Consider the following 12,806-nt stretch of genomic DNA (forward strand, 5'->3'; position numbering starts at 1 on the left):
AAGGGCACGGCGAACCGTGCCCATAAAGAGGTTAGAAGCGGAAGGTCGCGGTGGCGACAACCTGGCGTCCTGCTCCCCAGTAGCATGCATACTCGCTGTAGCAGCTGGAGACGTACTCGCGGTCAAAGATGTTGTTCACGTTGACGCCGACGGAAGAGCCCGGCAAACCAAAGCGCGCCAGATCGTATTTCACCGTCGCATCCGCCAGAGCATAGCCCGCGACGTTAAAGGACTCATAGGCTTTAGGCGACGCCGAAGAGTAGTAGGAAACGGTGTCACCGATATAACGCGCGCCCGCACCGACGGTCAGGCCGCTCAGCGCGGTCTCGTGGAAGGTGTAATCTGCCCACAGGGACGCCATGTTGCGCGGCACTTCCGCCGGACGACGTCCTTCATACCAGGTATCGTGGGTATATTCCGCATCGGTATAGCTGTAGGCCGCCGTCACGTTCACGTTAGCCGACACCGCCGCTTTCGCTTCCAGCTCAAAGCCACGGGAGCGAATTTCACCGCCCTGCACGCTAAAGCCGCTGGTCGGGTTCGCCGGATCGGCGGTCAGGTTGTTGTTCTTGGTCAGCTGGTATACCGCTGCCGTCACTACAACAGGCAGATCTTTCGGCACATACTTCACGCCCGCTTCATACTGCTTGCCGCGAGCCGGATCGAACGGTTTGCCGCCCTGGGTGGTACCCGAAATAGGCTCGAAGGATTCGCTGTAGCTGAAGTATGGGGTGATACCGTTGTCGAACAGGTAGTTAATCCCCCCGCGCCAGGTGAATGCCCGATCGTTGATTTCCGCAGTGGTCCCGTTATTACGGTTAAAGGCAGACGTTTTCGCAAAGTCATAGCGGCCACCCATGGTGAGTACCCACTTATCCCATTCCGCCTGATCCTGCGCATAGAGCCCGGTCTGCTCCTGGCGATTGAGCATGGCATACGGGAAGTTCACATTGACGTTCGCGTTGCCGTGCTGCGGATTATTCATGCTGATGGGATCGGCAGTGCCGTAGTCAGCATCAATGTCATTGCGCATGCGAAGGTAATCCACACCCGTCAGCAGCGTATGGTCAACGGCGCCGGTCGCGAATTTTGACTGGAGTTGGGTATCAACCGTAAACGAGTTCAGGTCTTCATCAGAACGGACGTACGCACGGCTGATCTGGGCCGGGGCGATATAGCCGTTACCGTAAACTGAACGGTAAAGCGTGTTGATTTTGGTGTACCGCAGGTTCTGGCGCACGGTGAAGGTGTCGTTAAATTCATGCGCGAAGCTATACCCCACCATTTTCTGACGGCGGGAGATCTTGTTGTCTTCATCGCCTTCGTTGAAGTCGGTCGGCAGCTTATGCGCCTTTCCGGCTGCATCATAGTAAGGCACGACCGTACCTTCACGCGGCAGCCAGCCGTAGTAACCTGCATCCGGATCGCTCTGGAAGTTGCTCAGGAAAGTGAAGTCGGTTTTATCATCGGGGCGCCAGCTGAAAGACGGCGCAATCGCGTAACGAGTAGACTTCACCATATCCTGCTGCGCGTTCTCGCTGCGTCCCAGGCCGGTCAGACGGTATGACCATACGCCGTTATCGTCAATCGCGTCGCTGAAATCAAACCCGGTCTGCCAGAGGTTATCCGTCCCCATTTTGAACTGAATTTCTTTCAACGGTTCAGTAGTCGGACGCTTGCTGACCATGCTTACCACGCCGCCCGGATGGCTTTTACCATACAGTACGGACGTCGGGCCACGCAGCAGCTCTACGCGCTCAAGGAAGTACGGATCCATGGACGCTTCAGAGTAGTTGTCCCCCTGCAACTTCATACCATCCAGATACTGGTTGGTATTCACGGTGCTGGAGGTAGTGAAACCACGAATCGAAACCACATCGTAAGTTGTGGATGAGCCGCGCGTTGCGAAAACGCTTGGGGTATAGGCCAACGCCTGTTTAACCGTCCCCGGCTGTTTCATGTCCATCTCTTCGCGTGTTACCACGGAAATAGACTGCGGGGTTTTCTCAATCGGTGTATCGGTTTTCGTCGCCGTTGCGGTACGTTTTGCCGCAATCGTCGGTGCAGGACCCCAGGCACTTTCCTGTGCAGCCGGTGCGGCAGTCACGGTGATGGTTTCTTCTTTTTTGGGGGTTTCAGCGGCCTGTGCGTAAGCAGACATGCCGGCAACCGCTGTGGCTACGACGGCTGCGATTTTACGCAGCGACGTGTTAATTGGCTGAGCAGTATTGGAAAGCGCCATGATGGATCTCTGATGAAAAAGGTGAATGATAACGTAAACGAGAATTATTATTATGACCGCAGAATAATATGCGAAACGCTGGCGGCATAGCAAGCGATATGCGGCCCTACAAGAATTGAGGGTTTAAGAAATAACCAGATGAAAAGAGAGGGTTAAAAAGTGTAGGGAAATGATCGTAAAAACCCTCGCGGGCGGGCGGCGATCAGCGATAAAAAAGTTCAAAAGTGGCAACCGCATCAACCTTGCCGGCTTTCACCTCTCCCGTTTTGACGTAGCGCGCTTTCAGCGGAATTTCCACGGGCACGTTATCCTGCGTGCTGGTTATCGCCGTATAGCTATGGTCGAATTGCAGCACCGTATTATTGCCGTCCAGAATCTGGATCCCGACTCCCGCGGCGGCATGATCCCCGGCGGCAATGCCTAACGTATTTCCGTTTGTGACGCCCGTCGATCCTGTGCTCGTAAACTGATAATCCACCTTTGTGCCTGCCGCACACTCGCTTATCTCAATTTTAAAGCTGTTATCGGTCAGCACGCCAGTGTACTGGCAGGTGAAATCCTGCGTATTAACGGTCTTCAGCGGGACGTAAATATTCCGGTCGACCAGGTTACAGGTATTGGTCGTAATGCGCACGCTGGTGGGCGAGAAGCGCATTTCGCCGATAACCGCGCCGCCCAGCGTATCCTGCGCGGTTAATCGTCCGGTATCGAGGTTCCCCTCTTCAACATTCCCGATCACCAGCAGCTGCGCGGCGGCGCGGAAGGTCAATACCTGATGCGAATAACCATGCATGGTTCCCAGAAAGTCCCATGGGCGCACGAGATCGCCTGACGTATAGCTGGGGTGCTTTTCCGTGGATGAGGCAGCGCGGATCCCGATTCCCGGCACGTTGGTTCTGTACACGCCGGGCATGACGTCTTCGCGCGCGTCGGCGCTGGTGATGGACAAATAGCCGCGGCGGATCTGGGCGTCGGCGCCACCGCAATCCACGGTAATTTCATGACTTTCAACGCTACCGTCATAAATCACGGTGCCCACCGGCGCGTCAGGCGCAACGGCGATGACCGCAGGCAGCTGGAACGTGACGACCCCGCCGTTGCCCTCGCCGCCGCTAAAGCTACAGCTGGCACTCGCCGGGTGAATAAAGATAACCGCGCCCAGCGCCAACGCGCAGGCGATAAGCGAGGAAAATGAAAAGTGTAGACGCATTGTTTCACCCATTTTATTGGCAGTTTACCGTTGTTTTAAAAATGCCTGTCGCGCCGTCGGCGGGCACGTCGAGCGTGCCGCGGCACTGCGTGTCCCCCTCTTCTCCCCACTGCACGTTAAACGCTGTGCTGCCGCGCAGCCCGGTTAAATACACTTCCCCTTCGTCTCCCACGATGGCGGTCGCGTTTTGCAGGGCGAGCACGGCCCCGAACGGTACGGCCTTGCCCCGATGAAGCAACGTGACCAGCGCCCGCCGCCCGACGCGCGCGTCGAACGTTGCGGCCAGCGCCGCCCCTTTCGTCGGGACAAGATCCTGCGTCGCTGCCTCAATATCGATATCGTCCCGATCCTGGGTATTTACCGTGATGACGTTATGCCGGTAGGCCGTCAGCGACGGGACAACCGCGTTGCCAAAGCGATCGGTTGAAATCCCCCGACCGTTCTGAACCTTAACGTTGTCGCCGCCCTCGATATGCACAACGGCGAACGCGTCGCGGACCGGCTGCCCTAAGGTCACGCCATGCTCATGCGCCACGACGGAGCCCTGCGCGCTGTAGTTCCACTGCCGGTTATCGCCGCCATAGCTGTACCCCAGCCCCAGATCGCCGGAGGCTCCCCGATAGCGGCCGGACAGGCTGCCGCCGTAGCCGGTATCGTGATTAGCATACGTCTGCTGAAGGCTGTAGCTGAGCTTATTATCCTCAAGCGCGGTGCCGCCGAGCCCCACCTGATGCGAAACAAAACCTCCGCTGGCGGTGTTGACGCTGTAGCTCGCCCAGGCGTTGGGCAGCCAGTGGGAGAAGGGAATATTCAGCGTCAGGGCCATCTGCCGGTCAGCATCCGCATCGGGCGTCCGGGTCAGGCTGTAGCTTAATGACCAGGAGATATCGCGCCAGCTGGAGCTCAGCCCGGCGCTGACGCTGCGCTCGCGGCCATCCATGTCCCAGTAATCCTGCTGATAGGTGTTCAGGTAAGCCGACCCCCAGTCCGAAAGGCGCTGAGAAAGGTTAAGCTGCATACGGCTTCGCCGGTTGTTGGTCAGGCGATAGGTATAAATCCCGTCGTCTATCTCATCGTCGCGCTGGTCAATCGCCTCCTGAAAGGTATAAAAACCGGCGGTGGAGTAGCGGTAGCTGGCAAGCGTGACGGTGGTATTCGTATCCGGAATATCTTTCGCATATTGCGCGCGCCAGGATAATCCGCTCGCGTCATCACGACCGTCATCAAAAGCGGTGCGGGCACCCGTGACATCCACCGATGCCGAACCGAAGCGCCCCAAATCCGCCCCCGCCCCGACCAGCGCCGCGTGATAGAGCGACGCGCCCAGCACGCCGGTATAGGCCGTTATGCCATACGGAAAGCCATAGATCGCCGTTCCCTGGGCAAACGCAGGCGCATTCTCGCCCTCGCTGCCGCGATAGCGCCCCATCGCCAGAGAATATTTCAGGTTTCCTTCGCGCTGGAGCACCGGCACCGACGCGCTGGCCTGGATAAAGCTGTGCTCGCTGCCATCGGCCTCTTCGACGGTCACTTCCAGATCGGTGCCCGACGCCACCTGGCTCAAATCACGGATCGCGAACGGCCCCGGCGAGACGTTGCTCTGGTAAATCGTGTAGCCGTTTTGCTTCACGGTGACCTTCGCGTCGCTGTTCGCAATGCCGCGTATGACCGGAGCAAAACCCTGCTGGCCGGTGGGAAGCATGGACGTATCGGTCTCGAGCTTCACCCCGGTCATTTGAATGCTGTCGAAAAGTTCACCGTTGGTATAGGTCTGGCCGATCTCCATCTGGCTTTGCAGGGGCTTAACGTCGCGCTGTAGCGTGGTGGCGATAGCGTCCCAGCCGGCAGTATCGCTCCAGGTACTGTTGTTGCGCAGGCGCCATGCGCCCACGTTAATACCGGAGTCCAGGCCCAGCCAGGTTGACGAGGTATTGCCCCCGCTATAGCGCTGCTGCGAACCGCTAAGCTGATAGCTGGTCCAGGCCGCCGGAGCACCGTCATCCCACAGCTTAGGGCTGATGGCCCCTGCCGTCGCCCGATCGCGGTACATCTGGGGGATAACCAGCGTCAGCGTCTGATTATCCTGATTAAATTCGTAGCGGGCATTTTTTATAAAACGGGAGATATCGTCGATGTGCGCCGCGTCGTCCAGCCCGGCCATATCGGCAATGGCATCGACCTTTACTCCCAGCGCGCGCAGCTCGGCTTTGGTCAGCTCAGGCAGCAGGCGCTGTTTGTCCGCCGAGAGAACATACGTTACGGGGCGCTTATCCAGCACATCCCCGTCCCAGAGGATCGTGGTCTGGTAACTGCCGGGCAGCAGGCCGTTATCATTGATGAAATTTTTCAGCGTTGCGGTATTTTCAAGCGGTGTATCCAGCTCCAGAATCCGCAGATTGAAGTCATCATCAGCCGCCGCAGGCTGGATCGCGGCCAGCAATGCCAGCGCGATCCCCTTCAGAACCTGTTTGAGCCGTGACGATGATGACATACGATACCAGCATGATCGGTTTACAGTGCCTGACTGCGTTGAGGGGTTTGCGCGCCGAAATCATTGATTGCCGTCCACGTCACGACGCCTTTTGCCGATCCGGGCAGGGCGAAACGCTGCTCGCTGAATGGCGCAACCATCATGGAAATCGCTCCTGGCGTGGTTTTGTTATCCACCACCGGCACGCTTTTGCCGCCAACGGCCAGTTCGCCAAATGAGACGTAAAAAGGCTTGGAATTTTTTGCAATCAGGGTGTCCCCCTGACGGCGAAACGTGATTTTTTCAAAGGCGTGTAGCGCGTCCGTTTCTTTCAGTTGCGCAGGGCGCCAGAACAGCTTCAGACGCGTCTTCATCGCAAACTGAAGGGTATTCTTATCTTTTAATTCCGGTGATAAGGCCGAAACGGATTTAACGTTAGCCAGAAATAGCGATTCCCGATCCGCAGGCAGGCTTTTTTTATCTCCGGTAAAAATAATATGTAAAAGCGTCTGGCGATTTTCCTGTAATTTATACACGGGAGGTGTGATAACAAAGGGCGCTTTCGCATTATCGGGATAGCTTACCCAGCTCTGTACCAAATAACGCGTATGAGGATCTTTATTTTTGAGGGCAATTTGCACTTCAGACTTATTCGATGGATAAACGATTCGCGTTCCACCGAGAACCACGCTGGCCTGCGCTGTACAGCAGGAAATAACCAGGCAGCCGCATAACACTTTAATTAAAGGTTTCATCCTGCGTTCCAGAAGGCAGCCTTTTCAGGCTGCCCGATTTTTTTAGCGATAAACAACCTCGAACGTGGCAGAGGAGGCATAATGACCCGCCGTTGGCGCGTCTTCTCCAACCTGAATAACCTTCGCGGTGTAGTTAAAGACGGAAGCAGCCTGCCCCGTCGCATCGTTCGCAACGTCAGTGCCCGCGTCAGGGGTAGATCCGTCAAAAATCACGTCCCCTTTCGTGCCATTCTCATTGCTGACAATGATACCGACGTTGGTGGCGTTACCTTCACCGGTCAGATCGTTCTGAAGACGTTTGTAGGCGGCGTCCGTGGTGGAGCCGCTGAACTTCAGGTTCAGTTTTGCGACCAGCGGGTCACATTTCTTCACCTCAATTTTGAACGCTTTTGACGTTCCCACCGAGCCGTCGCCGCTATAATCCGAAGGATAGGTATCGGCAAACGTTACGGTCGATGCATTCGTACCGGTGCCATCAACGTTAATTTCGCAGGTATCCGCAACAATTTTCCCGGCAAAGTTCACGGTGCCGGAATCATTCGATGCTAAAACCGGAAGCGACAGCGCCGCCAAAATGCTTCCGCTCAGTAAAGAAGTAATAATATATTTACGCATAACAATATCCTTATATTTGCTGATGAAGGTATCCATTCCCGGCAAAGCGAATTTGCATCAGAATGTCAGGTAAAGCGAGACATCATTCATTTTCCACCCCATCCAAATAAGAATGTCCTGATGAATGATGAATTTCATGGCGGGATTACATCAGATTAGTCTTTATCATGTCCAGCGTGCAAAAGGGTAAAATCGGTCACGATTATTACAACCTCCTGATTTATAAAACCAAGCTATAAGATTAATAATTCTACAATCAGTATTTAATAATTATAATAAAGCAACGGAGAGAAATAAAAAAAGCCGCTTTACGAGAAAGCGGCTTTTAAATTCAGGGAATTAATTAATTTCCGCCGAACATGTCCTTGATCCAGCCGGCGACGCCGTCGCTGTCTTTCTTCTCGTCCTGCTGCTGCGGCTGTTGCTGCTGCGGCTGCTGAGGCTGAGAAGACTGGTCAAACGGATTGCCCGTTGGCTGCTCAGGCTGGCTTTGCTGGCACAGCGCATCCGGATTGGTCGTCCAGACCGGCAGCGAACGCACGCCGCCGCCGCAGATGAAGTTACCTGAGCTGTCCACGCCCATATCGACGATATCTTCCGGCGCAACGAGGTTCAGCGGCACCGGAGACTGATTTGCCAGATAGCGCTGGTAAATCGACATTGCACCGCTTGCACCATACAGTTTGGTCGGCTGGTTGTTGTCGCGACCCACCCAGGTGATCACCACTTCACGGCCGTCAATACCGGCAAACCAGGTATCAACGTTGTTGTTGGTGGTCCCGGTTTTACCTGCCAGATGCAGACCCGGATACTTCGCCCCCAGCTGACGCCCGGTACCGCGCTGTACAACCTGCTGCATCGTCCATAACGTCATATAGGCTGCCTGCGCCGGAACCGCGCGCTCAGCCTGCGGGAAGCTTTGATACAGCACGGAGCCATCTTCCGCTATCACCGAACGCAGGGCGGAAAGCGGAGCACGATTACCGCCGCTGGCGATGGTCTGGAACGCCTGGGCCACTTCGATTGGCGTCAGGTTAAGCGCCCCCAGGATCATGGCCGGAACAGGGTGCAGCTGATCTTTCGGCACGCCCAGCTTCTGCCAGGTATCGGTGATGGCCGGCAGGCCCAGCGCCATCCCGAGGTTAACCGTCGGCACGTTCATTGAGCGGGTTAACGCATCCACCAGCATCACCTGACCGCTGAACTGCTTATCGTCGTTCTGCGGAGACCATACCTGGCCGTTAGGCTGGCGCAGGGAGATGGGCGCATCGGCAATCCAGGTGTTCAGGCGATAGAGGTTCGGCTGGCTCAGCGCGGTCAGATAGGTCGCCGGTTTTGCCAGAGAACCAATCGAACGACGCGCCTGCATCGCACGGTTATAGCCCGCATACTGCGGCTCGGCACCGCCCACCATGGCGCGAACTTCACCGGTGTTGCGGTCAACCACCACCATCGCGGTTTCCAGATCGCTCAGCTTACGCTGCTTCTTCAGAACCGGAATACCTTCCACCGCCGCTTTTTCTGCCGCATCCTGCGCCACGGAGTCAAAGGTGGTAAAGATCTTCACTCCGGAGAGATCTTTTACTTTATCTCCAAGCTTAGATTGCAGCTCCTGACGCACCATCTGCATAAAGGCAGGCTGCGGGGAGATCACGCCACCGCGCGGCTGAACGCCCAGCGGACGCGCGCTCAGCATGTCGTACAGCTCCTGGTCAATCACCTGCTGCTGTTGCAGCAGACGCAGCACCAGATTACGACGCTCCAGCGCCAGTTTCGGGTTGCGCCACGGGTTATAGATTGACGCCCCTTTAACCATGCCCACCAGCAGCGCCTGCTGATCAAGACTCAGCTCTTCCACCGGACGGCCAAAGTAGTACAGGCTCGCCAGCGGGAAGCCGCGGATTTCGTTATCGCCGCTCTGGCCGAGGTACACCTCGTTCATGTACAGCTCAAGGATACGATCCTTGCTGTAGCGCGCATCCATCAGCACGGCCATGTACGCTTCGTTGGCTTTACGCCAGTAAGAGCGCTCGCTGGAGAGGAACAGGTTTTTCACCAGCTGCTGGGTAAGCGTACTCGCCCCCTGCACCGTACGCCCGGCGGTCAGGTTCGCCAGCACCGCACGGCCAATGGAGTAGAGGCTAATACCGTCGTGCTCGTAGAAGTGACGGTCTTCGGTTGCCAGCAGGGTATCCACCAGCAGATCCGGGAAGCCGTTACGCGCCACGAACAGGCGCTGTTCGCCGTTTGCGGACGACAGCATGGTGATCAGGCGCGGATCGAGACGGAAGAAACCGAACTGGCGATCGTTATCCATGTTCTCAATGGTTTCCAGGCGATCGCCGTCAAAGGTCAGACGCGCGCGCACCTGGCCCTCTTTGCTGTCCGGGAAGTCGAACGGACGGCGGATCATCTCAATGCTTTTCGCCTGGACGGTAAATTCGCCCGGACGGGTCATTTTCGTGACCTGACGGTACTGCGTAGCTTGCAGCAGTTTCACCATCTCGTTTTTGCTGATGGACATGTCCGGCTCAAGGTTCACCATGCGACCATACACTGCCGCCGGCAATTGCCAGACTTTCCCGTCGATACGGCTGCGGATCTTCTGATCCAGATACACGCCGTAAATCGCGATCAGAACAACAAAAACAATGAACAGCTTCAGCAGCAGCCAGAACCAGCCGCGCTTCCCACGAGGCTTACGCCCTTTGCCTTTCCCTTTACGCGGCATCGGTTCTTCATCCTCATAATCGTCTTCATAGTCATCGTCATACTCCTCATCTCTGAGGCGACGACGGCTTACCTTTTCTTTCGCCGGACGCGCTGGCTTTCCCTTACGTCCTATTGGCTCGCGGTCATTCCCCGCCATGCTTTTTCTCCGCAACATTCAGGCGCAAAGGCCAGATTTTCTTATCTTGCACAGGTCAGTGAAAGAAGAAATCTCTCAAAGTTTGTTTCTCCCTCTCCCCGTGGGAGAGGGCCGGGGTGAGAGCATCAGGCCGCACTCCCCCTTTCGATTCATCACGTATATTTCTTCGTGCGCCGCGTCGGCGCGGTATTCGCCGGATCGTCCGGCCAGACGTGTTTGGGGTACCGCCCTTTCATCTCTTTCTGCACGTCACGATAGCTCCCCGCCCAGAACGCGCCCAGATCGCGGGTGATCTGCAAGGGACGATGCGCGGGCGAAAGCAGCTCAAGCACTAACGGCACGCGCCCTTCAGCGATCGACGGCGTGGTGGCCTCACCAAACATCTCCTGCATCCGAACCGCCAGCGCCGGAGGATTATCCTCATGATAACGAATAGCAATCCGGCTCCCGGTTGGCACAGTGTAATGCCCAGGCAGTTCACTATCCAGACGTTGACGTAACGACCAGTCCAGTAAATTCTGTAACGCTGCCTTAACATCAAGCGCCTTAAGGGCGCGCAGCGAGTGCACGCCGCTCATCTGCGGCAGTAGCCACTGTTCAAGCGTCGCGAGCAGGGTATCGTCATCCACCGCCGGCCAGCCGTATGCCGGCAGCCATTTCGCGGCGCAGTGCAGACGAATACGGTACTGCTCCGCCTCCGGTGTCCAGTTCAGTACGCTCAGCCCTTTTTCCCGAATGCCGTTCAGCATCGCCTGGTGTAACTCTTCTTCCGACGGCTTCGCCAGCGGTGTCGTCCCGAGCGTCAGTTTACCAATCTGACTACGACGGAACGCCTTCAGCGTACCCTGGGCATCATCCCATTCGACGATGTCAGATTGCTGAAGCAGTTGCGGACAGGCACGCGTCAGTGCGTCAATATCCACCGCAATCGCCTGCAAAATGCGCGCATCCGGGGAATGGCTGCCCTGTAGCAGCAGAGGGGCAATGAGCCATTCATGACGCGTCAGGGCATCATCGCTGTCGAGCATCGCGCCCATCCCGTTTGCCAGCTGATAGCGGCCATCAAGTCCGCGGCGGCGCGCAATCCTGTCCGGAAAAGCCTGTGCCAGCAGAGAAGTCATTTTATCGCTGTCAGGCGATCCTCCCCGGCACTTCAGGCGATGACATAGCTGCTGTGCCCGCTGCTGCCAGTTTCCCTGATTGCGTGAAAAGGCCTGCCCCAGATCGCTGCTGCCGCCGCGCGGCGGCTCCTCAAGAATAGCCGCCAGTTTCGCAGCCGTGGCAATTTCATCTTCGCCCTGCGCGGCCACCAGCATCGCTGCCAGTCGCGGATCGTTGCCCAGCGCCGCCATTTTCTGGCCGCGCGCCGTCAGTCGCTCGCCTTCCAGCGCGCCAAGCTGGGTCAGCAGGCTGCGCGCGGCGGTGAGGTTCACGACAGGCGGAGGATTAAGCCAGGTGAGCTGGTCAGGATCCGGGCAGCCCCACTGCATCAAATCCATCACCAGCCCGGAGAGATCGCTTTGTAAAATTTCAGGCGTGCTTTGTAATGCCGCACGCTCCGCCTGCTCGGCGCTGGTTAAATGCAGACAAATACCCGGCTCAAGACGCCCGGCTCGCCCTGCGCGCTGCACCATCGAGGCCTGGCTAATACGCTGCGTCAGCAGCCTGGTCAGCCCGGTGCGCGGATCAAAGCTGGCGACTCTCTCCTGTGTACTGTCCACCACAAGGCGAATGCCTTCGATGGTCAAACTGGTTTCGGCAATATTGGTCGCCAGCACCACTTTGCGCTGCCCCGCCGGGGCGGGAAGGATTGCTTTGCGCTGGTCGCTTAACGACAGGGCGCCATACAGCGGACAAAGCGCGACATCGCTGCTCACCCGTGACGCCAGCTGCTCCTGTACGCGCTGGATTTCACCTACGCCGGGTAAAAACAGCAGCAGCGAGCCGGGCTCCTGGCGGAGCAGTTCGGCGGTGGCGGTGGCGATGGCAACGGCTTCGTCAACGCGCTGATGGGCAGGCAGCGGCTGATAGCGGCGCTCAACCGGAAAGGCTCGTCCTTCGGAGGCAATCATCGGCGCGTCGGGGAGCGTCTGCCGGAGCCGCTCGTTATCCAGCGTCGCCGACATAATCAGCAGGCGAAGGTCGTCGCGCAGCCCCTGCTGAACGTCGAGCAGCAGCGCAAGGGCCAGATCGGCCTGTAGGCTGCGCTCGTGAAATTCATCAAGGATCACCAGCCCGACGCCGGTCAGCTCCGGATCGTTTTGCAGCATACGGGTGAGAATACCCTCGGTGACCACCTCCAGCCGCGTGGACGCGCCAACGCAGGTTTCGGCGCGCATCCTGTACCCTACCGTCTCGCCCGGTTTTTCATTCAGCAGTTCCGCCAGGCGCTGCGCCACGTTGCGCGCGGCCAGCCTGCGCGGCTCCAGCAGGATAATTTTCCCGCTGATGTTCCCCTCACGCAGGATTTGCAGGGGCAGCCAGGTAGATTTACCCGCTCCCGTGGGCGCGCTGAGCAAAACCTGTGGCGCATGTTCTAAGGCGGCAAGAAGCTCAGGAAGGACGACGGCAACGGGCAAAGAAGACACTTACGGCTCCAGAGGGTTAACATTAATCGGCGTACATTGTAGCATCGGCGCATATCA

Annotated in this window: 7 protein-coding genes; all 7 read right to left on the reverse strand. The window is 57.4% G+C overall.

Features of this window, described 5'->3' with window-relative positions; translation table 11 throughout:
* Window positions 1-31: 31 nt before the first annotated feature.
* The 7 genes from fhuA to hrpB all read right to left on the reverse strand — a co-directional run bounded on the left by fhuA (window position 32) and on the right by hrpB (window position 12,749).
* The gene (gene fhuA / locus N5C09_RS14210) at window positions 32-2,242 is read right to left on the reverse strand and encodes a ferrichrome porin FhuA (protein WP_063867487.1); all 2,211 of its coding nucleotides are present in this window, start codon (window positions 2,240-2,242) and stop codon (window positions 32-34) included.
* A gap of 202 nt (window positions 2,243-2,444) precedes the next feature.
* Window positions 2,445-3,452, reverse strand: a complete 1,008-nt coding sequence (locus N5C09_RS14215) for a fimbrial protein (protein WP_279749266.1) — start codon at window positions 3,450-3,452, stop codon at window positions 2,445-2,447.
* Between the two features lie 13 nt (window positions 3,453-3,465).
* Complete coding sequence (locus tag N5C09_RS14220; protein ID WP_279749267.1) at window positions 3,466-5,943, reverse strand: fimbrial biogenesis outer membrane usher protein; 2,478 nt, start codon at window positions 5,941-5,943, stop codon at window positions 3,466-3,468.
* Between the two features lie 20 nt (window positions 5,944-5,963).
* Window positions 5,964-6,677, reverse strand: coding sequence for a molecular chaperone (locus N5C09_RS14225; RefSeq protein ID WP_279749268.1), 714 nt, complete (start codon window positions 6,675-6,677; stop codon window positions 5,964-5,966).
* A gap of 42 nt (window positions 6,678-6,719) precedes the next feature.
* Complete coding sequence (locus tag N5C09_RS14230; RefSeq protein WP_279749269.1) at window positions 6,720-7,292, reverse strand: fimbrial protein; 573 nt, start codon at window positions 7,290-7,292, stop codon at window positions 6,720-6,722.
* A gap of 343 nt (window positions 7,293-7,635) precedes the next feature.
* Window positions 7,636-10,161 carry a bifunctional glycosyl transferase/transpeptidase gene (gene mrcB, locus N5C09_RS14235; RefSeq protein ID WP_063450612.1) on the reverse strand — a complete coding sequence of 842 codons (2,526 nt, stop codon included), beginning with the start codon at window positions 10,159-10,161 and terminating at the stop codon, window positions 7,636-7,638.
* A 152-nt stretch (window positions 10,162-10,313) separates the two neighbouring features.
* Window positions 10,314-12,749: an ATP-dependent helicase HrpB gene (hrpB, locus tag N5C09_RS14240; protein WP_279749270.1), complete on the reverse strand. Its 2,436-nt coding sequence runs from the start codon at window positions 12,747-12,749 to the stop codon at window positions 10,314-10,316.
* Window positions 12,750-12,806 lie beyond the last annotated feature (57 nt).

This window comes from Enterobacter sp. GD03975 (assembly GCF_029838645.1).
GTDB classification, from domain to species: domain Bacteria; phylum Pseudomonadota; class Gammaproteobacteria; order Enterobacterales; family Enterobacteriaceae; genus Enterobacter; species Enterobacter quasihormaechei.